The following is an 18182-nucleotide window of genomic DNA, read 5'->3' as shown; positions in this document are numbered from 1 at the left end:
CATGAGCACCACCAGCCCCACCACCGAGCGATCCGCCGACACTCGCTCCACCGACGGCGTGCAGAGCCTCGCCCCCCGCCGTCGCAGCTTCGGCGCCTGGTTCGCCGACACCGGATGGCGCCACCTCGTGGCGATCGTCGTGAGTGCTTTCGCCCTGTTCCCCCTGCTGTACGTGATCTCCGCCTCGCTGAACCCGAAGGGGACGCTGACGGGATCGAACCAGCTGTTCTCCGCGATCGGGATCGACAGCTACGTGCGCATCCTGAGCGACCCGCAGAACCCCTACGGCACGTGGTTCCTCAACACGCTGCTGATCGCGGTGGTCACCGGAGCGGTCACCGTCTTCATCGGTGCCTGCGCGGCATATGCCTTCTCGCGCATGCGGTTCGCCGGTCGCCGTGTGGGGCTCGTGACGATCGTGGTCGTGCAGATGTTCCCGCAGCTGCTCGCCGTCGTCGCCATCTTCCTGCTCATGTCGACACTGGGGGACTGGTTCCCCGCGATCGGTCTGAACACCCACACCGGTCTGATCCTGGTGTACCTCGGGGGAGCGCTCGGGGTGAACACGTACCTGATGTACGGCTTCTTCAACACGATCCCGAAGGAGATCGACGAGGCGGCGCGCATCGACGGCGCCGGTCACGCGCGCATCTTCTTCACGATCATCCTGCGTCTGGTCGCTCCGATCCTCGCGGTGGTCGGGCTCCTGTCGTTCATCGGCACGGTGAACGAGTACGTGATCGCGAGCGTCATGCTCGTCGACGTGGATCAGCAGACCCTCGTCGTCGGACTCACCAAGCTCGTGGCGAACCCGCGCTACGCGGACTGGTCGGCCTTCTCCGCCGGTGCGGTGATGGCGGCGATCCCGGTGATGATCCTCTTCCTCTTCCTGCAGAAGTACATCGTCGGTGGGCTGACCGCCGGAGCGACCAAGGGCTGAGCGCTTCCTGCGGGTGTCGCCTCGGCGACGCCCGCAGCCGCGCGGGCGGTTCTCCCGCTCTCTTGTCTCGCATGCTACCTTGTCATGCATGACAGCCGATGTCGGCGCCCAGATGCGCAAGGGAGTGGTCGAGTACTGCGTGCTCGGCCTGCTCGCGCGGGAGCCTATGTACGGATGGCAGCTGGCTGAGGCTCTCACCGGCGCCGGCCTGATCGCCAGCATCGGCACGCTCTATCCGCTGCTGGGGCGGCTGCGTGACAACGGCTGGGTGAGTACGTTCGATCAGCCGTCCGAGTCGGGCCCGGTGCGCAGGTACTACCGGCTCACCGAGGTCGGCGTCGATCAGCTCGAGCGATTCCGCGCCCAGTGGGCACCGTTCGCCCGTGTCGTCACGGGCATCGTTGGAGAGGGACGATCATGACCGAAACCACCGCTGTCGCCCTGCGAGAGGACTTCCTCACACGACTCGATGAGGCGATGCGCGGATTGCCGCACGGCATCGCGACGGACATCCGCGGGGGCATCGTCGAAGAGCTCCAGGGGCTCGACGCCGAAGCCACGGCCGTGCGCATCGCTCAGCTCGGCGATCCCGGCGCGATCGTCCGCGAGGCACAGGCCGAGCTGCCGGCGGGTTCGCCTCTCGCGGTGCCGACGACCGCGTCCACGCCGTCGGCACCGGGTCCGTCGACGACGTCCACGCGCGGGTTCGCGATCGCCGCGGCTCTGACGCTGAGCTTCGGCGGGATCGTCGTGCCGATCGTCGGGTGGTTCGTCGGTGCCGTGCTCGTGAGTCTGAGCTCGCTCTGGAAGACGGGGGAGAAGGTCGTGGCGATCGTCGTGCCGTTCGTCGCGGGCGGTCTGTCGATCCTCGTCATCTCGACGATGGTCACCATCTCCGCGTGGGAATCGAGCGGCAGCTCCTCGGGAACAGGAACCCCGCCGCCCGCCAACAATCCGTTGCTTCCTGCGTGGTACGACATGATCTGGGGCGGTCTCGCGGGAATCGGCATCCTCCTCATCCCGCTCTCGGGTCTCTGGCTGCTCTGGCGCCTGCGCGGTCGCGTCGCGCGCTGACTGCCGCGGAGCAACCGCCGCTGTCGGCGTTGCGCCCGGGCTCTCGCACCGTTCGGTCGTAGCGTGGAGGCATGGCACGCGTGGGTGGTCGCAACCTCGGGATGAGCTGGTTCGCCGGCATCGTGTGCGTCGCCATCATCGGAGCCCTGGTGTGGCTGTCGCTGCCGATTGTTCCCGTGCTCGCGCAGTTCGCCGGTGATGCGCTGCGCAACGCGCTCCCCTGAAACCCAAGAGACAGTGCGGTGTCCTCGCGTATGACGACACGTCGGCACGCCTCCGCGAGCGGCCGTTCGCGCGGAGGTACCCTCACAATGCACGTATCCGATGAGAGGCGCACCCCATGAGTGACCCCGACGTTCCCCAGCCCGAGAAGCCGGCTGACGTTGACGACGTCGTCGGCAGTGCGAACGCGGGTCTGGATGCCGCCGCTGCCGCAGGTGCGGATGTTCCCGGTTCGAACGACGGCGTGGAGGAGAAGCCCGCCGCTGCGCCGGTCGATCCCGACCTCGCTGCGTTCGAAGAGGCCGAGCGCGATCACCCCGGGACTTTCGCGTCGCCGCCCCCGGCAGTGACCCCCGCTGCGTCCGTCGCGTCGAACGACTACGCCGACGAGGTCAGGACGCGCGCCGACGCCGAGTCCTCCTCCTTCTTCCCTGAGCCGGTGATCGGCGAGCCCGTCGCGTTCGGTCATGAGCAGTCGGGCATGGCGGGTGCCGCCTACGCCCAGTACGGCGATGAGGCCGACACGCGCGTCGTGCCGTCCGAACCGCTGGTCGCTGCAGCCGCGGCACAGCCGCAGCCCATCTTCGTGCAGGCTCCCGAGCCGCCCCGCGACCGCGGAAACCGTGGCACCGCGGGAGCCATCGGACTCCTCGCGACGCTCGTCTTCGCGGTGCTGTACCTCGGTGCGGCGCTGGGGCTCGGCGCGATCTCCGGTGATGTGACCGGGGAGAACATCGGGCAGACCGCGATCGCTCCGCTGACGACCTGGGGATTCTGGACGCCCGTCGTGGTCTTCTTCCTCGGTTTCTGGCTGCTCGGAGCGATCATCAACCGCGGTCGCTGGGGACTCTGGGTCGTCTTCGGCATCATCGTCGGCGTCATCGCCTATGGAGGACACATCCTCGGCCAGCTGTTCGAGGCGCCGTTCTGGAAGCTCAGCGCGAGTCAGGGGCTCGACCTCGTCGGAGAGCAGCTGCTCGCCCCGCTCGCGATCGCGGCCTTCGTGTTCGCCCGTGAGCTGACCATCTGGTTCGGGGCCTGGGTCGCCCGCAGCGGTGCCCGCAAGACCGAGCTGAACGCCGAGGCGCAGCGCGAGTACGAGCGCACCCTCGAAGCCGGCCCGACGCTGTCGAGGTAATCACGAACTCCACCATGCCGAACCCCCGCGGACCCGAGTCCGCGGGGGTTTCGGCTGTCCTGGTGGTCGTGCTCGCCACCATCAGCTTCTTCGCGCTGGCGGTCTTCGGGCTCGGAGCACTGAGCATCGCCACCGACACGGACATCATCGCGGTACCGGACCTCGGGCAGACGCCTGGGGTGATCGGGATGCTGGCCGCCGTGGTCTCGTTCGCGCTCATGCTGTGGTCGACGCTGCGTCGACCACAGCCGTCGTATGTCGCGACGATCGCGATCGCCCTGGTCGCAGGTCTCGTCCATCTGACAGCCGTATGGGTCGGTGTGCTCATCGCCGCGGGGAGCTTCGTGCTCGCAACCGCGGTCGCAGGTCATCTCGTGCGCGGGGGAGCGAGTGCGGTGCTCGTGCTGGCGGCGCTGATCGCCGCGTGGGGCGGGATCGCGCTGCGTCGCACCCGTGCCGAGCATCCGCGGTGGCCGTGGGAGCGCGACGACGACGAGTGACCCGCGAGTGATCGTTCCCCTCCCGCCCCGCCGGGAGCGGGAAATCGCGACGGCGACGGGCGACGCGCCGTACGCTGGTGGGGTGGAGCGTTCGTTGGAGACGCAGGTGGACCAGGCCGTCGAGGCATGGTTGCGCTGGGTGCCGCGCTGGGAGCCGGCCACCCACCGTGGTCGCGTCGCGCCGTGTCGCCGATGTCTCGGATCGCCCATCCTCTCGGCAGCCGGCATCGGGGCGAACGTGCCGCACGGTGTGCAGCACGGGTTGTCCACGCGGATCAAGACCATCGTCGATCACGCCGTTGCGGAGTACACCGCACGGAATCTGCCGATGCTGCAGCGCGAGCTCGATCAGCAGGCCGCGCGCAACCGCGCTCGCAGCTACCGTCCGGCCGAGGATCTCGATCCCGAGTTCGAGGGTCTGCCCCTCGACCCCGACCCTGTACCAGGGGCTCCGTTCCTGTTCACCATCGCCGGGCTGGCCGACGACTCCGCCGCCGAGTTGCCCGCTCTTCCTCCGCTGACGGAGGAAGCCAAGGTCGCCCTCCGGCAGGAGGTCGCCCTCGCCGACGAGTACGCCAACATGGTCGGACGCGAGATCTGCGGCATCCTGCTGCGGCACCGCCTCTCGATCCAGGCCGCGATCTCGCAGCATGTGGAACCGCAGATCGAGGCACTGCTGGCCGAGCTCACAGAGTCGCTGGACTCGCCGTTCGACCCCGACCTGCCCTGACGTGTGCGGCCGACGCACACGGTCGGAGGGGCATTCATTTGACCGTCAGGTTACGCGGCATTACACTTGATCAGGTGTGTGCACGCCTCTGCGTGTGCGCTGGGCGCCGGCACCTGCCGGTCCGCCCCCACGGCATACCCATCACACCAAAAGCTCGTCGGTTCCGACGTGCCGGTGGGTCATGATGTGAAACCCATCACGCTGTCACCGTGCAGCACTATGAGGAGAGAACGTGCCAACCATTCAGCAGTTGGTTCGCAAGGGTCGCTCGCCCAAGGTCACCAAGACCAAGGCACCGGCGCTCAAGTCGAACCCGCAGCAGGCCGGGGTCTGCACCCGCGTCTACACCACCACCCCGAAGAAGCCGAACTCGGCGATGCGCAAGGTCGCTCGTGTGAAGCTCCGCAACGGCACCGAGGTCACCGCGTACATCCCCGGTGAGGGTCACAACCTGCAGGAGCACTCGCTCGTGCTCGTGCGTGGCGGTCGTGTCAAGGACCTCCCCGGTGTGCGTTACAAGATCGTCCGTGGCGCCCTGGACACCCAGGCAGTCAAGAACCGTAAGCAGGCTCGTTCCCGCTACGGCGCGAAGAAGGGTTGAGTTAGATGCCTCGTAAGGGACCCGCCCCGAAGCGCCCCGTCGTCAACGACCCGGTATACGGCGCACCGATCGTCACCTCGCTGGTGAACAAGATCCTCGTCGACGGCAAGAAGTCGCTGGCCGAGTCGATCGTCTACGGCGCCCTCCGCGGCGTCGAGGCGAAGAACGGTCAGGACGCCGTCGCCACGCTGAAGAAGGCGCTCGACAACGTGCGCCCGACGCTCGAGGTCCGCAGCCGCCGCGTCGGTGGCTCGACCTACCAGGTGCCGGTCGAGGTCAAGCCTCACCGCGCCAACACGCTCGCTCTGCGCTGGCTCGTGAGCTACGCGAAGGGCCGTCGTGAGAAGACGATGACCGAGCGTCTGCAGAACGAGATCCTCGACGCCTCCAACGGCCTGGGTGCCGCGGTCAAGCGCCGCGAGGACACGCACAAGATGGCCGAGTCGAACCGCGCGTTCGCTCACTACCGCTGGTAAACAGCTTCGCCCGCCCCTCGGCCACTCGCCGAGGGGCGGGCACCCCCTCTTCGCAGTACGACTGCTCCAAAAGATAAGGACACTCCTGTGGCACAAGACGTGCTCACGGACCTGAGCAAGGTCCGCAACATCGGCATCATGGCGCACATCGATGCCGGCAAGACCACGACGACCGAGCGCATCCTGTTCTACACGGGCGTCAACCACAAGCTCGGCGAGACGCACGACGGCGCCTCGACCACCGACTGGATGGAGCAGGAGAAGGAGCGCGGCATCACGATCACGTCTGCCGCCGTGACCTGCTACTGGAACAAGAACCAGATCAACATCATCGACACCCCCGGCCACGTGGACTTCACGGTCGAGGTGGAGCGCTCGCTCCGCGTCCTCGATGGTGCTGTCGCGGTGTTCGACGGCAAGGAGGGCGTCGAGCCCCAGTCCGAGACCGTCTGGCGTCAGGCCGACAAGTACAACGTCCCGCGCATCTGCTTCGTCAACAAGATGGACAAGCTCGGCGCCGACTTCTACTTCACCGTCGACACGATCATCAACCGCCTGGGCGCCAAGCCCCTCGTGATCCAGCTGCCGATCGGCGCGGAGAGCGACTTCATCGGCGTCGTCGACCTGGTCGAGATGCGCGCACTGGTCTGGGCCGGAGACTCCAAGGGTGACGTCACCATGGGTGCCTCCTACGAGATCCAGGAGATCCCGGAAGACCTCAAGGAGAAGGCTGCGGAGTACCGTCAGCAGCTCCTCGAGACCGTCGCCGAGACCGATGACGCTCTGCTCGAGAAGTTCTTCGGTGGCGAGGAGCTCACGGTCGCCGAGATCAAGGGTGCGATCCGCAAGCTGACCGTCGCCTCGGAGATCTACCCGGTGCTCTGCGGTTCCGCGTTCAAGAACCGCGGCGTCCAGCCGATGCTCGACGCGGTCGTCGACTACCTCCCGAACCCGCTCGACGTGGGCTCGATCGAGGCACACGACCCGAAGGACTACGACACGATCATCGAGCGTCACCCCGACGCCAATGACCCGTTCGCCGCCCTCGCGTTCAAGGTCGCAGTGCACCCGTTCTTCGGTCGCCTCACCTACGTGCGCGTCTACTCGGGTCACCTGGACTCCGGTTCTGCGGTCATCAACTCGACCAAGAACAAGAAGGAGCGCATCGGGAAGATCTTCCAGATGCACGCCAACAAGGAGATCCCGGTCCCCTCGGTCACCGCGGGAAACATCTACGCGGTCATCGGTCTGAAGGACACCACCACCGGTGACACCCTGACCGACCCGGCAGCTCCGGTCGTCCTCGAGTCGATGACGTTCCCCGAGCCCGTCATCGAGGTCGCGATCGAGCCGAAGACCAAGGCCGACCAGGAGAAGCTGGGTGTCGCCATCCAGAAGCTCGCTGAAGAGGACCCGACCTTCCGCACGGAGCTGAACCCCGAGACCGGTCAGACGACCATCAAGGGCATGGGCGAGCTGCACCTCGACATCCTCGTGGACCGCATGAAGCGCGAGTTCAACGTCGAGGCCAACGTCGGCAAGCCGCAGGTGGCGTACCGCGAGACGATCCGCAAGACCGTCGAGAAGCACGACTACACGCACAAGAAGCAGACCGGTGGTTCTGGACAGTTCGCAAAGATCCAGTTCACCATCGAGCCGCTCGACCTCGACTCCGAGAAGACCTACGAGTTCGTGAACGCCGTCACCGGTGGTCGCATCCCTCGTGAGTACATCGGTTCGATCGATGCCGGTTTCCAGGACGCGATGAACGTCGGTGTGCTCGCGGGCTACCCGATGGTCGGCGTCAAGGCGACCATCGTCGATGGTGCGGCTCACGACGTCGACTCCTCGGAGATGGCGTTCAAGATCGCGGGCTCCATGGGCTTCAAGGAGGCCGCGCGCCGTGCCAACCCCGTGCTGCTCGAGCCGCTGATGGCCGTCGAGGTCCGTACTCCTGAGGAGTACATGGGCGACGTCATCGGTGACCTGAACTCGCGTCGTGGCCAGATCCAGTCGATGGAAGACGCCGCAGGCGTCAAGGTCGTCCGTGCACAGGTTCCGCTGTCCGAGATGTTCGGCTACATCGGCGACCTGCGCTCGAAGACCTCGGGTCGTGCCGTCTACTCCATGGAGTTCCACAGCTACGCTGAGGTTCCCCGCGCTGTGGCCGACGAGATCGTCCAGAAGACCAAGGGCGAGTAATCACCCTTCTGGGTTCCCCGCGGCGCCGAGCACCGCGAAGCGCCGCGGGGTTCCCAGGTCACCTACAACTTCACATTCCCTCTCTACTAAACTGAGAACCTAACCCGTAGAGAACCGGTCGCAAACCAGTGCCCGGTCACCTCTACAACGACGTCCTGAGGAGGACCCAGTGGCTAAGGCCAAGTTCGAGCGGACCAAGCCGCACGTCAACATCGGAACGATCGGTCACGTCGACCACGGCAAGACCACGCTCTCCGCAGCGATCTCGAAGGTGCTTGCTGACAAGTACCCGTCCGACACCAACGTGCAGCGCGACTTCGCTTCCATCGACTCGGCGCCGGAAGAGCGCCAGCGTGGTATCACCATCAACATCTCGCACATCGAGTACGAGACCCCGAAGCGCCACTACGCGCACGTTGACGCTCCCGGCCACGCCGACTACGTCAAGAACATGATCACCGGTGCGGCTCAGATGGACGGCGCGATCCTCGTGGTCGCCGCCACCGACGGCCCGATGGCTCAGACGCGCGAGCACGTGCTGCTCGCCAAGCAGGTCGGCGTGCCGTACCTGCTGGTCGCGCTGAACAAGTCCGACATGGTCGACGACGAGGAGATCCTGGAGCTCGTCGAGCTCGAGGTCCGCGAGCTGCTCGCCGGCCAGGGCTTCGACGAGGACGCTCCTGTCGTCCGCGTCTCCGCTCTCAAGGCCCTCGAGGGCGACGAGAAGTGGACCCAGGCGATCCTGGACCTGATGCAGGCTGTCGACGACAGCGTTCCGGACCCGGAGCGTGACCGTGACAAGCCGTTCCTGATGCCCGTCGAGGACGTCTTCACGATCACCGGTCGTGGAACCGTCGTCACGGGTCGCGCCGAGCGTGGCACGCTGGCCATCAACTCCGAGGTCGAGATCGTCGGACTCCGTCCGACCGTCAAGACCACGGTCACGGGTATCGAGATGTTCCACAAGCAGCTCGACGAGGCCTGGGCCGGCGAGAACTGTGGTCTGCTGCTCCGCGGCACCAAGCGTGAGGACGTCGAGCGCGGCCAGGTCATCGTCAAGCCGGGTTCGGTCACGCCGCACACCGACTTCGAGGGCACCGCGTACATCCTGTCCAAGGACGAGGGTGGCCGTCACAACCCGTTCTACACGAACTACCGCCCGCAGTTCTACTTCCGCACCACCGACGTCACCGGCGTCATCTCGCTGCCCGAGGGCACCGAGATGGTCATGCCCGGCGACACCACCGACATGACGGTCGAGCTGATCCAGCCGATCGCCATGGAGGAGGGCCTCGGCTTCGCCATCCGTGAGGGTGGACGCACCGTCGGCGCCGGTACGGTCACGAAGATCATCAAGTAAGCATCTGCTTCCTCGCAGAGGGGTCGGACCTTCGGGTCCGGCCCCTCTGTCGTTAACACGGCGTCTCGAGGGTTCCGTTTACGATTGCGGACATGCACAATGAGTGTGGTCGGCCCGATCGGTCGGCGGCACACCTTCAGAAGGGGAATCACATGGGTATCGAAGACGCCGTGAACAAGGGCAAGGACCTGTACGAGCAGAACAAGGACAAGATCGCCGAGGCCGTGAAGAGCGAGCAGGCCGAGGACATCAGCGACAAGGTGCTCGACGGCGTCGCAGACTTCGCGAAGAAGATCGCTCCCGGCGCGGCAGACAAGATCGACGAGATCCGCGACGGCGCCGACAAGGCCGTCGGCAACGAGTAGAACCCCGCGTCTCCTGAGCGGCGATCCACCACCGGTGGATCGCCGCTCTTGCGTGTGCGGGCACCGGGCACCAGGCTCGGAATGCCCTCGGATGTGGCGTATTCACGGTTGCATCCAGTAGGATCGACTCGACCGCCTGGGGATCTTGCGGTCGGGGAAGCCGAAGGGGTTCGGTTTCCCGAAGCACGCGGACTTCCGCGTACAAACTGGGGATAAGCGATCTTGGGGATCATCGTGCGACGCGCGCAGCCACTGCGCCTGAGCGTCTCCCTGCCTGCGCGGCGGGTCTTCCGCCGCGCCCTCGGTCGAGGAGTTCGGCGTCCCTTCACGCCGGACTACTCGCGTTCGGTGTGCCCCCTCGCACTGAACGCCCTCCCCAAGCGGGGCGAGGCATGGGGATGCCTCGCCCCGCTCTCCCCGGCGAACTGACGCGGTTCCCGACCCGTTCCGAGGTCGGCCGAGAGGGCGCGACACGCCCGGGTTTGCAGAAGTGAAATCAGCCGTGGCAGAATAGACAGGTTCGATATTCCGTCGCCGCTGTGCGTGCGATGGATCACTGCCAGGGCAGTGCATAGACGGCGCCTCTTCCGGGATGGTGCAGGGTTCTAGGCCGCGGGTAGCAGAACACACCCCGACACCCCTCTTCATGAAGGGTTCTGCCGTGCGCGGCGGAAGGTCGGCATCCGGTCGCTTCGCAGCGTCCGGCTGACAGAAGAACAGTGGTGCAGCAGATCGACTCGTGAGAGCCGTTCTCGTGCCGAGGCGCGAACAGCGCCGACGTGCGTCCAATGCCCCAGGGCCACCCGGTCCCGGACGGTAAGACGCCTAAAGAGAGAGAGCAGACAATGGCGGGACAGAAGATCCGCATTCGCCTGAAGTCGTATGACCACGAGGTCATCGACACGTCCGCACGCAAGATCGTCGACACCGTGACCCGTGCGGGCGCGACCGTCGTCGGACCCGTGCCCCTTCCGACCGAGAAGAACGTCGTGTGCGTCATCCGGTCGCCGCACAAGTACAAGGACAGCCGCGAGCACTTCGAGATGCGCACCCACAAGCGTCTGATCGACATCGTCGACCCGACGCCCAAGGCTGTCGACTCGCTGATGCGCCTCGACCTGCCTGCCGATGTCAACATCGAGATCAAGCTCTGAGGTTCGACATGGCTGACATCAACTCCAAGGTTTCCAAGGGCATGCTGGGCACGAAGCTCGGTATGACCCAGGTGTGGAACGAGAGCGGCAAGCTCGTTCCCGTCACCGTCATCGAGCTGGCACCCAACGTGGTCACCCAGGTCCGCACGCCCGAGAAGGACGGCTACAACGCCGTGCAGATCGCGTACGGCCAGATCGACCCCCGCAAGGTGAACAAGCCGCTCACCGCCCACTTCGAGGCAGCCGGCGTCACGCCGCGTCGTCACGTCACCGAGATCCGCACCGCGGACGCCGGCGACTACACCCTGGGCCAGGAGCTCACGGTCGACGGCACCTTCGAAGCAGGCCAGCTCGTCGACGTCGTCGGCACGAGCAAGGGCAAGGGCTTCGCCGGTGTCATGAAGCGTCACAACTTCAAGGGCGTCTCGGCTTCGCACGGTTCGCACCGCAACCACCGCAAGCCCGGTTCCATCGGCGCATCGTCGACCCCGAGCCGCGTCTTCAAGGGCATGCGCATGGCCGGCCGTATGGGTGGCGAGCGCGTGACCGTCCTCAACCTCACGGTGCACGCCATCGACATCGAGAAGGGACTCATGCTCGTCAAGGGCGCCGTCCCCGGTGCTCGTGGTCGCATCGTCTATGTCCGCAACGCAGTGAAGGGTGCCTGATCATGGCTGACTCCACTCTCGCGCTCGACGTCCTCAAGGCAGACGGCAAGAAGGCAGGCTCGATCGAGCTTCCCGCCGCGCTGTTCGACGCCAAGACGAACATCCCGCTCATCCACCAGGTCGTCGTCGCGCAGCTCGCGGCGGCTCGCCAGGGCACGCACTCGACCAAGCGTCGTGGCGAGGTCTCCGGTGCCGGCCGCAAGCCCTTCAAGCAGAAGGGCACGGGTAACGCCCGTCAGGGTTCCATCCGCGCGCCGCACATGACCGGTGGTGGCATCGTGCACGGCCCCAAGCCGCGCGACTACTCGCAGCGCACCCCCAAGAAGATGATCGCTGCAGCCCTGCTGGGCGCGCTCAGCGACCGCTTCCGCGGCGACCGCATCCACGCCATCGAGTCCTTCGGGATCGACGGCACGCCTTCGACCAAGACCGCGGTGAACTTCCTCACCAACGTCGTCTCGTCGAAAAACGTGCTCGTCGTGATCGAGCGCAACGATGACGTGACGCTGAAGAGCATCCGTAACCTGTCGAACCTGCACGTGCTGACGTTCGACCAGCTCAACGCATACGACGTGCTCGTCTCCGACGACATCGTCTTCACCCAGGCCGCGCTCGAGGGCTTCATCGCCTCCAAGTCCGGCGCCAACCAGGAGGTCTCCGCATGAGCGAGCAGGCATCTGTTCTCCAGACGGCCCTGAACAAGGACCCGCGCGACATCATCCTGAAGCCGGTCGTGTCCGAGAAGAGCTACGGGCTCATCGATGAAGGAAAGTACACCTTCCTCGTCGACCCGCGCGCTTCGAAGACCGAGATCAAGCTCGCCATCGAGAAGATCTTCGGCGTCAAGGTCGCAGGGGTCAACACCCTCAACCGCGTCGGCAAGGCTCGCCGCACCCGCTTCGGCACCGGCAAGCGCAAGGACACCAAGCGCGCCATCGTGACCCTGAAGTCGGGCACCATCGACATCTTCACGGCAATCGGCTGATCCGGGGGATAAGGACAATAATGGCTATTCGCAAGTACAAGCCCACGACCCCGGGCCGTCGCGGCTCGTCGGTGGCTGACTTCGCCGAGATCACTCGATCGACGCCGGAGAAGTCGCTGCTGCGCCCGCTCTCGAAGACCGGTGGTCGCAACAACCAGGGCCGCATCACGACCCGTCACATCGGTGGTGGCCACAAGCGCCAGTACCGTGTCATCGACTTCCGTCGTAACGACAAGGACGGCGTCAACGCCAAGGTCGCTCACATCGAGTACGACCCCAACCGCACCGCGCGCATCGCGCTGCTGCACTACTTCGACGGTGAGAAGCGCTACATCCTCGCTCCGGCGAAGCTGAAGCAGGGCGACATCGTCGAGTCGGGTGCCGGGGCTGACATCAAGCCGGGCAACAACCTCCCGCTGAAGAACATCCCCACGGGTACGGTCATCCACGCGATCGAGCTCCGCCCCGGCGGCGGCGCGAAGATGGCACGTTCGGCCGGTGCATCCGTCCGTCTCGTCGCCAAGGACGGCCCCTACGCCCAGCTGCGTCTGCCCTCGGGCGAGATCCGCAACGTCGATGCGCGCTGCCGCGCGACCATCGGCGAGGTCGGCAACGCCGAGCAGTCGAACATCAACTGGGGTAAGGCCGGCCGCATGCGCTGGAAGGGCGTCCGCCCGACCGTGCGTGGTGTCGCGATGAACCCGGTCGACCACCCGCACGGTGGTGGTGAGGGTAAGACCTCCGGTGGTCGTCACCCCGTCTCCCCGTGGGGCCAGGCTGAGGGTCGTACCCGTCACGCCAACAAGGAAAGCGACAAGTACATCGTGCGTCGTCGTAACGCCGGCAAGAAGCGTAAGTAGGAGTAAGAGAAGATGCCTCGCAGTCTTAAGAAGGGCCCCTTCGTCGACGATCACCTGCTTCGCAAGGTGGTCGTGCAGAACGAAGCCGGCACCAAGAACGTCATCAAGACCTGGTCCCGTCGGTCCATGATCATCCCGGCCATGCTGGGTCACACGATCGCGGTCCACGACGGACGCAAGCACATCCCTGTGTTCGTGTCCGAGACCATGGTCGGTCACAAGCTGGGCGAGTTCGCGCCCACCCGCACCTTCCGCGGCCACGAGAAGGACGACAAGAAGGGGCGGCGCCGCTAATGGTCGAATCGATCGCACGCGTGCGACACATCCGCGTGACCCCTCAGAAGGCTCGTCGTGTCGTCGCGCTCATCAAGGGCAAGCAGGCACAGGAAGCTCTCGCGATCCTGAAGTTCGCGCAGCAGAGCGCCAGCGAGCCGATCTACAAGCTTGTCGCGTCGGCTATGGCCAACGCGCAGGTGAAGGCGGATCGCGACGGCGAGTTCCTCGACGAGAAGGACCTGTACGTGGCCAACGCGTACGTCGACGAGGGCACCACGCTCAAGCGTTTCCAGCCCCGTGCACAGGGTCGCGCTTTCCAGATCAAGAAGCGCACGAGCCACATCACGGTCGTGCTCTCGACGCCTGAGGCAGCTCCGGCCGCCGCGGGCGACAGCAACAAGAAGGCGAGCAAGTAATGGGACAGAAGGTAAACCCGTACGGCTTCCGTCTCGGCATCACGACGGACCACGTCTCGCGTTGGTTCTCTGACTCGACGAAGCCGGGTCAGCGCTACGCCGACTACGTCGCCGAAGACATCAAGATCCGTAACCTGCTCAAGACGCAGCTCGACCGCGCCGGTGTCTCGAACATCGAGATCGAGCGCACCCGTGACCGCGTCCGCGTCGACATCCACACCGCCCGTCCGGGCATCGTGATCGGTCGTCGTGGAGCCGAGGCCGAGCGCATTCGCGGCGACCTCGAGAAGCTCTCGGGCAAGCAGATCCAGCTGAACATCCTCGAGGTCAAGAACCCCGAGGCCGACGCTCAGCTCGTCGCACAGGGCATCGCCGAGCAGCTCTCTGCTCGTGTGGCGTTCCGTCGTGCGATGCGCAAGGGTCTGCAGGGCGCTCAGCGCGCCGGCGCCAAGGGCATCCGCATCCAGGTCTCCGGCCGTCTCGGCGGCGCCGAGATGAGCCGTTCGGAGTTCTACCGCGAAGGCCGTGTGCCGCTGCACACGCTTCGTGCGAACATCGACTACGGCTTCTACGAGGCGAAGACCACCTTCGGCCGCATCGGCGTGAAGGTCTGGATCTACAAGGGCGACCTGACCGCGAAGGAGCTCGCTCGCGAGCAGGCCAACGCACCCAAGGCTCGTCGTGACGACCGTGGTGGCGACCGCCGCCGTGCCCCGCGCAACGAGGCACCTGTCGCAGAAGGAGCGTCGGCATAATGCTCATCCCCCGTAAGGTCAAGTTCCGCAAGCAGCACCACCCGGGTCGCTCGGGTCAGGCCACCGGCGGCACGAAGGTCTCCTTCGGCGAGTACGGTATCCAGGCCCTCACGCCCGCTTACGTGACGAACCGTCAGATCGAGTCCGCTCGTATCGCGATGACCCGTCACATCAAGCGTGGTGGAAAGGTGTGGATCAACATCTACCCCGACCGTCCGCTCACGAAGAAGCCTGCCGAAACCCGCATGGGTTCCGGTAAGGGTTCCCCCGAGTGGTGGGTCGCCAACGTCAAGCCGGGCCGTGTCCTCTTCGAGGTCGCGGGTGTCGACGAGGAGCTCGCACGCGAAGCTCTGACCCGTGCAATTCACAAGCTGCCGCTCAAGGCACGCATCATCAAGCGCGAGGAGGGCGACGCGTAATGGCGATCGGCACCAAGGAGCTCGCCCCGGCAGAGCTCGATACATTCGAAGACCAGCGCCTCGTTGAGGAGCTGCGCAAGGCCAAGGAGGAGCTGTTCAACCTCCGTTTCCAGTCGGCCACCGGCCAGCTGGAGAGCCACGGCCGCATCCGCGCCGTCAAGCGCGACATCGCGCGCCTCTACACCGTGATCCGCGAACGCGAGCTGGGCATCCGTGCGACGCCTGCTCCGGTCGAGGCTCCGGCCAAGAAGGCGACCAAGTCGAAGGCGAAGAAGGCGGACTCCGCCGACGACGCCGTGAAGGAAGAGGCTGAGTGATGGCCACCAAGAAGGAAGCGACTGTGGAGACGCAGGCCGCAGGACACGAGTCGTCCGAGCACGACGTCCGCGACGCCGCTGCCCGCGGTTACCGCAAGGCACGTCGCGGCTACGTCGTCAGCGACAAGATGGACAAGACCATCGTGGTCGAGGTCGAGGACCGCGTGAAGCACCCGCTTTACGGCAAGGTCATCCGCCGCACCTCGAAGGTCAAGGCGCACGATGAGGCGAACTCCGCCGGCATCGGCGACCTGGTCCTGATCAACGAGACCCGCCCGCTGAGCGCCACGAAGCGCTGGCGCCTGGTGGAGATTCTGGAGAAGGCCAAGTGATTCAGCAGGAATCCCGACTCAAGGTCGCCGACAACACCGGCGCCAAGGAGCTGCTCACCATCCGCGTTCTCGGTGGCTCGAAGCGTCGTTACGCGGGCCTCGGCGACACCATCGTCGCGACCGTCAAGGACGCGATCCCCGGTGGCAACGTGAAGAAGGGCGACGTCGTCAAGGCGGTCATCGTCCGCACCAAGAAGGAGGTCCGTCGTCCGGACGGCTCCTACATCAAGTTCGACGAGAACGCCGCAGTGATCCTGAAGAACGACGGGGAGCCCCGCGGCACCCGTATCTTCGGGCCGGTCGGTCGTGAGCTTCGTGACAAGAAGTTCATGAAGATCGTCTCGCTGGCGCCGGAGGTCATCTAATCATGGCGAAGATCAAGAAGGGTGACCTGGTTCAGGTCATCACCGGTGCCACGCAGGAGCGTGGCGGCGACCGCGGCAAGCAGGGCAAGGTCCTCGACGTCCTTGCCGAGAAGAACCGCGTCATCGTCGAAGGCGTGAACTACGTCACCAAGCACACCCGCGTCGGACAGACGCAGCGTGGCACCAAGACCGGAGGCATCGAGACCGTCGAAGCCTCCATCCACATCTCGAACGTCGCACTCGTCGACCCCTCGACCAAGAAGCCGACCAAGGTCGGCCACCGGGTCGAGGAGCAGACGAAGGACGGCGTGAAGCGCACCGTCCGCGTGCGCTACGCGAAGAAGAGCGGTAAGGACCTCTGATGGCAAGCACCGACGCCGCGGTGGCTGGCAAGATCCAGCCCCGCCTGAAGGCGAAGTACAACGCCGAGATCAAGAAGGCGATGCAGGAAGAGTTCGGTTACGCGAACGTCATGCAGATCCCCGGACTGGTCAAGGTCGTCGTGAACACCGGTGTCGGCGAGGCAGCTCGCGACAGCAAGGTGATCGATGGCGCGGTCGAGGATCTCACCAAGATCACTGGCCAGAAGCCGATCGTCACGAAGGCTCGCAAGTCCATCGCGCAGTTCAAGCTGCGTGAGGGTCAGGCCATCGGCGCGCACGTCACCCTCCGTGGTGACCGCGCGTGGGAGTTCGTGGATCGCCTCGTCTCGCTCGCACTGCCCCGTATCCGCGACTTCCGCGGTCTCTCGGCCAAGCAGTTCGACGGCAACGGCAACTACACCTTCGGTCTCCAGGAGCAGAGCGTGTTCCACGAGATCGATCAGGACAAGATTGACCGGGTTCGCGGTTTCGACATCACCGTCGTCACCACCGCGAAGACGGATGACGAGGGTCGGGCACTGCTCCGCCACCTCGGCTTCCCGTTCCGCTCGGAAGACGCACAGGCGTAACAACCTTGACGGGCTCAGTGGTCTCGTGTCACTGAGCCCGTCGATGTGCACGTACAATTGAAAATTGCGTGTCATCGCAGGCCGTCTGTCGTGTAACGGCAGCCGGAACCTCATGAACAAAGGAAATCAACAATGACAATGACAGACCCGGTCGCAGATCTGCTGACCCGTCTGCGCAACGCGAACTCGGCGCACCACGATTCTGTGACCCTGCCGTCGAGCAAGCTCAAGACGCACATCGCTCAGATCCTCCAGCAGGAGGGCTACATCGCCGGTTGGGAGACCTCTGACGCTCGCGTCGGGAAGAACCTCACGCTGACGCTGAAGTACGGCCCGAACCGCGAACGCTCGATCGCTGGTATCAAGCGCGTCTCGAAGCCCGGCCTCCGCGTCTACGCGAAGTCCACCGAGCTTCCCACGGTCCTCGGCGGCCTTGGCGTGGCAATCCTGTCCACTTCCTCCGGTCTTCTCACCGACCGTCAGGCTGAGCAGAAGGGCGTGGGCGGAGAAGTTCTCGCCTACGTGTGGTAATTCGAAATGTCGCGTATCGGACGACTTCCCATCGACGTTCCTGCGGGCGTGACCGTTTCGGTCGACGGCCGTGAGGTCGCGGTGAAGGGCCCCAAGGGTGAACTCACCCTCACGGTGGCCAGCCCCATCGAGGTCGCGGTCGAGGAGAACCAGGTTCTGGTCTCCCGTCCCGACGACGAGCGCGAGTCGCGGTCGCTTCACGGCCTGACCCGCACGCTCATCAACAACAACATCATCGGCGTGACCCAGGGCTACACCAAGGGTCTCGAGGTCGTCGGCACCGGTTACCGCGTGCAGCAGAAGGGCAACTCGGTCGAGTTCGCTCTCGGCTTCTCGCACCCGGTCCTGATCGACCCGCCCGCCGGCATCACGCTCACGGTCGAGGGCACCACCAAGCTCACCGTCAGCGGGATCGACAAGCAGGCTGTCGGTGAGGCAGCTGCGAACATCCGCAAGATCCGCAAGCCCGAGCCGTACAAGGGCAAGGGTGTGCGCTACGCCGGCGAGAACGTGCGTCGCAAGGCCGGAAAGAGTGGTAAGTAAC

The 18182-nt window shown here is 65.4% G+C and carries 28 protein-coding genes; all 28 read left to right on the top strand.

The window, feature by feature from the left end; translation table 11 throughout:
- Nucleotide 1: 1 nt before the first annotated feature.
- The 28 genes from ACP699_RS07995 (at nucleotide 2) to rplF (ending at nucleotide 18181) form a co-directional block, all read left to right on the top strand.
- The gene (locus ACP699_RS07995) at nucleotides 2–940 is read left to right on the top strand and encodes a sugar ABC transporter permease (protein ID WP_426170458.1); all 939 of its coding nucleotides are present in this window, start codon (nucleotides 2–4) and stop codon (nucleotides 938–940) included.
- Nucleotides 941–1028: 88 nt separating this feature from the next.
- Nucleotides 1029–1361 carry a PadR family transcriptional regulator gene (locus tag ACP699_RS07990; RefSeq protein WP_055865598.1) on the top strand — a complete coding sequence of 111 codons (333 nt, stop codon included), beginning with the start codon at nucleotides 1029–1031 and terminating at the stop codon, nucleotides 1359–1361.
- Nucleotides 1358–2014 carry a hypothetical protein gene (locus tag ACP699_RS07985; RefSeq protein WP_302793287.1) on the top strand — a complete coding sequence of 219 codons (657 nt, stop codon included), beginning with the start codon at nucleotides 1358–1360 and terminating at the stop codon, nucleotides 2012–2014. The genes ACP699_RS07990 and ACP699_RS07985 overlap by 4 nt, the downstream gene beginning before the upstream one ends.
- A gap of 71 nt (nucleotides 2015–2085) precedes the next feature.
- Nucleotides 2086–2238: a hypothetical protein gene (locus ACP699_RS07980; RefSeq protein WP_164743708.1), complete on the top strand. Its 153-nt coding sequence runs from the start codon at nucleotides 2086–2088 to the stop codon at nucleotides 2236–2238.
- Nucleotides 2239–2354: 116 nt separating this feature from the next.
- Entirely contained in the window at nucleotides 2355–3374 is a 1020-nt protein-coding gene (locus tag ACP699_RS07975; protein WP_141385761.1) for an ABC transporter, read from the top strand.
- Between the two features lie 14 nt (nucleotides 3375–3388).
- Nucleotides 3389–3874 (top strand): hypothetical protein, encoded by a 486-nt coding sequence (locus tag ACP699_RS07970; RefSeq protein ID WP_426170454.1) that lies wholly within the window; start codon nucleotides 3389–3391, stop codon nucleotides 3872–3874.
- 82 nt (nucleotides 3875–3956) lie between these two features.
- A complete protein-coding gene (locus ACP699_RS07965; protein ID WP_426170452.1) occupies nucleotides 3957–4604 on the top strand; it encodes a spermidine/putrescine ABC transporter substrate-binding protein in 648 nt (215 codons plus the stop codon).
- A gap of 232 nt (nucleotides 4605–4836) precedes the next feature.
- Nucleotides 4837–5205, top strand: coding sequence for a 30S ribosomal protein S12 (gene rpsL, locus ACP699_RS07960; protein ID WP_017201609.1), 369 nt, complete (start codon nucleotides 4837–4839; stop codon nucleotides 5203–5205).
- Between the two features lie 5 nt (nucleotides 5206–5210).
- On the top strand, nucleotides 5211–5681 hold the full coding sequence (gene rpsG / locus ACP699_RS07955; RefSeq protein ID WP_017201608.1) for a 30S ribosomal protein S7: 471 nt from the start codon (nucleotides 5211–5213) through the stop codon (nucleotides 5679–5681).
- 87 nt (nucleotides 5682–5768) lie between these two features.
- The gene (gene fusA, locus ACP699_RS07950) at nucleotides 5769–7883 is read left to right on the top strand and encodes an elongation factor G (protein ID WP_055874155.1); all 2115 of its coding nucleotides are present in this window, start codon (nucleotides 5769–5771) and stop codon (nucleotides 7881–7883) included.
- A 169-nt stretch (nucleotides 7884–8052) separates the two neighbouring features.
- Nucleotides 8053–9243: an elongation factor Tu gene (gene tuf, locus ACP699_RS07945; RefSeq protein ID WP_017829210.1), complete on the top strand. Its 1191-nt coding sequence runs from the start codon at nucleotides 8053–8055 to the stop codon at nucleotides 9241–9243.
- Between the two features lie 152 nt (nucleotides 9244–9395).
- Nucleotides 9396–9608, top strand: a complete 213-nt coding sequence (locus ACP699_RS07940) for a hypothetical protein (RefSeq protein ID WP_021201124.1) — start codon at nucleotides 9396–9398, stop codon at nucleotides 9606–9608.
- Nucleotides 9609–10453: 845 nt separating this feature from the next.
- Complete coding sequence (gene rpsJ / locus ACP699_RS07935) at nucleotides 10454–10762, top strand: 30S ribosomal protein S10 (protein WP_017201594.1); 309 nt, start codon at nucleotides 10454–10456, stop codon at nucleotides 10760–10762.
- Between the two features lie 8 nt (nucleotides 10763–10770).
- Nucleotides 10771–11430, top strand: a complete 660-nt coding sequence (gene rplC, locus ACP699_RS07930; RefSeq protein ID WP_055865588.1) for a 50S ribosomal protein L3 — start codon at nucleotides 10771–10773, stop codon at nucleotides 11428–11430.
- Nucleotides 11431–11432: 2 nt separating this feature from the next.
- Nucleotides 11433–12095 (top strand): 50S ribosomal protein L4, encoded by a 663-nt coding sequence (gene rplD, locus ACP699_RS07925; RefSeq protein ID WP_021201122.1) that lies wholly within the window; start codon nucleotides 11433–11435, stop codon nucleotides 12093–12095.
- Nucleotides 12092–12415 (top strand): 50S ribosomal protein L23, encoded by a 324-nt coding sequence (rplW, locus tag ACP699_RS07920; RefSeq protein WP_017829206.1) that lies wholly within the window; start codon nucleotides 12092–12094, stop codon nucleotides 12413–12415. Before rplD ends, rplW begins: the two co-directional genes overlap by 4 nt.
- A gap of 20 nt (nucleotides 12416–12435) precedes the next feature.
- Nucleotides 12436–13275, top strand: a complete 840-nt coding sequence (rplB, locus tag ACP699_RS07915; protein WP_017201590.1) for a 50S ribosomal protein L2 — start codon at nucleotides 12436–12438, stop codon at nucleotides 13273–13275.
- 12 nt (nucleotides 13276–13287) lie between these two features.
- Nucleotides 13288–13569: a 30S ribosomal protein S19 gene (gene rpsS, locus ACP699_RS07910; protein ID WP_017829205.1), complete on the top strand. Its 282-nt coding sequence runs from the start codon at nucleotides 13288–13290 to the stop codon at nucleotides 13567–13569.
- On the top strand, nucleotides 13569–13967 hold the full coding sequence (rplV, locus tag ACP699_RS07905) for a 50S ribosomal protein L22 (protein WP_017829204.1): 399 nt from the start codon (nucleotides 13569–13571) through the stop codon (nucleotides 13965–13967). Before rpsS ends, rplV begins: the two co-directional genes overlap by 1 nt.
- Entirely contained in the window at nucleotides 13967–14722 is a 756-nt protein-coding gene (gene rpsC, locus ACP699_RS07900) for a 30S ribosomal protein S3 (protein ID WP_017201587.1), read from the top strand. The genes rplV and rpsC overlap by 1 nt, the downstream gene beginning before the upstream one ends.
- Complete coding sequence (gene rplP / locus ACP699_RS07895; RefSeq protein WP_017829203.1) at nucleotides 14722–15141, top strand: 50S ribosomal protein L16; 420 nt, start codon at nucleotides 14722–14724, stop codon at nucleotides 15139–15141. The genes rpsC and rplP overlap by 1 nt, the downstream gene beginning before the upstream one ends.
- Entirely contained in the window at nucleotides 15141–15458 is a 318-nt protein-coding gene (gene rpmC / locus ACP699_RS07890) for a 50S ribosomal protein L29 (RefSeq protein WP_017829202.1), read from the top strand. Before rplP ends, rpmC begins: the two co-directional genes overlap by 1 nt.
- Nucleotides 15458–15790 (top strand): 30S ribosomal protein S17, encoded by a 333-nt coding sequence (gene rpsQ / locus ACP699_RS07885; RefSeq protein ID WP_017829201.1) that lies wholly within the window; start codon nucleotides 15458–15460, stop codon nucleotides 15788–15790. The genes rpmC and rpsQ overlap by 1 nt, the downstream gene beginning before the upstream one ends.
- Nucleotides 15787–16155, top strand: coding sequence for a 50S ribosomal protein L14 (gene rplN / locus ACP699_RS07880; protein ID WP_017201583.1), 369 nt, complete (start codon nucleotides 15787–15789; stop codon nucleotides 16153–16155). Before rpsQ ends, rplN begins: the two co-directional genes overlap by 4 nt.
- A gap of 2 nt (nucleotides 16156–16157) precedes the next feature.
- Nucleotides 16158–16517, top strand: coding sequence for a 50S ribosomal protein L24 (rplX, locus tag ACP699_RS07875; RefSeq protein ID WP_017829200.1), 360 nt, complete (start codon nucleotides 16158–16160; stop codon nucleotides 16515–16517).
- Nucleotides 16517–17107 (top strand): 50S ribosomal protein L5, encoded by a 591-nt coding sequence (gene rplE, locus ACP699_RS07870; RefSeq protein WP_017829199.1) that lies wholly within the window; start codon nucleotides 16517–16519, stop codon nucleotides 17105–17107. Before rplX ends, rplE begins: the two co-directional genes overlap by 1 nt.
- Before the next feature lie 132 nt (nucleotides 17108–17239).
- A complete protein-coding gene (gene rpsH / locus ACP699_RS07865; RefSeq protein ID WP_017829198.1) occupies nucleotides 17240–17638 on the top strand; it encodes a 30S ribosomal protein S8 in 399 nt (132 codons plus the stop codon).
- 6 nt (nucleotides 17639–17644) lie between these two features.
- The gene (rplF, locus tag ACP699_RS07860) at nucleotides 17645–18181 is read left to right on the top strand and encodes a 50S ribosomal protein L6 (protein ID WP_055865585.1); all 537 of its coding nucleotides are present in this window, start codon (nucleotides 17645–17647) and stop codon (nucleotides 18179–18181) included.
- The last annotated feature ends 1 nt before the right edge of the window (nucleotide 18182 follow it).

Origin of the sequence: Microbacterium sp. DWRC1-3 (assembly GCF_049896645.1) — a bacterium.
GTDB lineage: Bacteria > Actinomycetota > Actinomycetes > Actinomycetales > Microbacteriaceae > Microbacterium > Microbacterium maritypicum.
The sequence above is the reverse complement of the archived record's forward strand: the minus strand, read 5'-3'. Positions and strand labels throughout refer to the sequence as shown.

Excerpts from the sequence above, each read along its gene's own strand:
- ACP699_RS07980 (WP_164743708.1), top strand. The coding sequence starts at position 2,086 with ATGGCACGCGTGGGTGGTCGCAACCTCGGGATGAGCTGGTTCGCCGGC.
- rplC (WP_055865588.1), top strand. The coding sequence starts at position 10,771 with ATGGCTGACATCAACTCCAAGGTTTCCAAGGGCATGCTGGGCACGAAG.
- rpsS (WP_017829205.1), top strand. The coding sequence starts at position 13,288 with ATGCCTCGCAGTCTTAAGAAGGGCCCCTTCGTCGACGATCACCTGCTT.
- ACP699_RS07975 (WP_141385761.1), top strand. The coding sequence starts at position 2,355 with ATGAGTGACCCCGACGTTCCCCAGCCCGAGAAGCCGGCTGACGTTGAC.
- rplP (WP_017829203.1), top strand. The coding sequence starts at position 14,722 with ATGCTCATCCCCCGTAAGGTCAAGTTCCGCAAGCAGCACCACCCGGGT.
- rplB (WP_017201590.1), top strand. The coding sequence starts at position 12,436 with ATGGCTATTCGCAAGTACAAGCCCACGACCCCGGGCCGTCGCGGCTCG.
- rplX (WP_017829200.1), top strand. The coding sequence starts at position 16,158 with ATGGCGAAGATCAAGAAGGGTGACCTGGTTCAGGTCATCACCGGTGCC.
- rplF (WP_055865585.1), top strand. The coding sequence starts at position 17,645 with ATGTCGCGTATCGGACGACTTCCCATCGACGTTCCTGCGGGCGTGACC.
- rpsG (WP_017201608.1), top strand. The coding sequence starts at position 5,211 with ATGCCTCGTAAGGGACCCGCCCCGAAGCGCCCCGTCGTCAACGACCCG.
- ACP699_RS07990 (WP_055865598.1), top strand. The coding sequence starts at position 1,029 with ATGACAGCCGATGTCGGCGCCCAGATGCGCAAGGGAGTGGTCGAGTAC.
- rplD (WP_021201122.1), top strand. The coding sequence starts at position 11,433 with ATGGCTGACTCCACTCTCGCGCTCGACGTCCTCAAGGCAGACGGCAAG.
- rpsQ (WP_017829201.1), top strand. The coding sequence starts at position 15,458 with ATGGCCACCAAGAAGGAAGCGACTGTGGAGACGCAGGCCGCAGGACAC.
- ACP699_RS07985 (WP_302793287.1), top strand. The coding sequence starts at position 1,358 with ATGACCGAAACCACCGCTGTCGCCCTGCGAGAGGACTTCCTCACACGA.
- rpsJ (WP_017201594.1), top strand. The coding sequence starts at position 10,454 with ATGGCGGGACAGAAGATCCGCATTCGCCTGAAGTCGTATGACCACGAG.
- ACP699_RS07995 (WP_426170458.1), top strand. The coding sequence starts at position 2 with ATGAGCACCACCAGCCCCACCACCGAGCGATCCGCCGACACTCGCTCC.
- ACP699_RS07970 (WP_426170454.1), top strand. The coding sequence starts at position 3,389 with ATGCCGAACCCCCGCGGACCCGAGTCCGCGGGGGTTTCGGCTGTCCTG.
- rpmC (WP_017829202.1), top strand. The coding sequence starts at position 15,141 with ATGGCGATCGGCACCAAGGAGCTCGCCCCGGCAGAGCTCGATACATTC.
- rplE (WP_017829199.1), top strand. The coding sequence starts at position 16,517 with ATGGCAAGCACCGACGCCGCGGTGGCTGGCAAGATCCAGCCCCGCCTG.
- rplV (WP_017829204.1), top strand. The coding sequence starts at position 13,569 with ATGGTCGAATCGATCGCACGCGTGCGACACATCCGCGTGACCCCTCAG.
- rpsC (WP_017201587.1), top strand. The coding sequence starts at position 13,967 with ATGGGACAGAAGGTAAACCCGTACGGCTTCCGTCTCGGCATCACGACG.
- ACP699_RS07940 (WP_021201124.1), top strand. The coding sequence starts at position 9,396 with ATGGGTATCGAAGACGCCGTGAACAAGGGCAAGGACCTGTACGAGCAG.
- rpsH (WP_017829198.1), top strand. The coding sequence starts at position 17,240 with ATGACAATGACAGACCCGGTCGCAGATCTGCTGACCCGTCTGCGCAAC.
- rplW (WP_017829206.1), top strand. The coding sequence starts at position 12,092 with ATGAGCGAGCAGGCATCTGTTCTCCAGACGGCCCTGAACAAGGACCCG.